We start from the raw sequence: 356 nt of genomic DNA, 5'->3' as shown, positions 1-356 counted from the left end.
AAAGCCGTCAAGTCCTAACATTTTAGCAAATGGATCTAGGAAGTTTACAAAATACATAAGTAAGCTTGTGTCACCGATGAAAATATTAGCAAGTAACCAAGTTAATGCAGCCGCAGGGGCAGCTACAACTACAGCTCGTTTTAAAACATATATTGATTTATCGAGTGTTGCGCGTACAATTGTATTCCAAACTTTTGGCTTACGGTACGGTGGTAACTCAAGTGTGTAGTGAGTCGGAACACCTTTTAAAGCTGTTTTTGATAGTACCCAAGAAACGGTTAATGTCATAATGACACCAATTACAACCATTCCAACTACAACGCCAGCAGTAACAAGTGTTTGCATACTACCTGTAT

Annotated in this window: 1 pseudogene; it reads right to left on the bottom strand. The window is 38.8% G+C overall.

Annotation, left to right across the window (positions count from 1 at the left end):
* Positions 1–356: pseudogene (locus SB775_RS28000) on the bottom strand (nucleoside recognition domain-containing protein); the annotation flags it as partial.

It is taken from the genome of Peribacillus sp. SIMBA_075 (assembly GCF_046534585.1).
The sequence above is the reverse complement of the archived record's forward strand: the minus strand, read 5'-3'. Positions and strand labels throughout refer to the sequence as shown.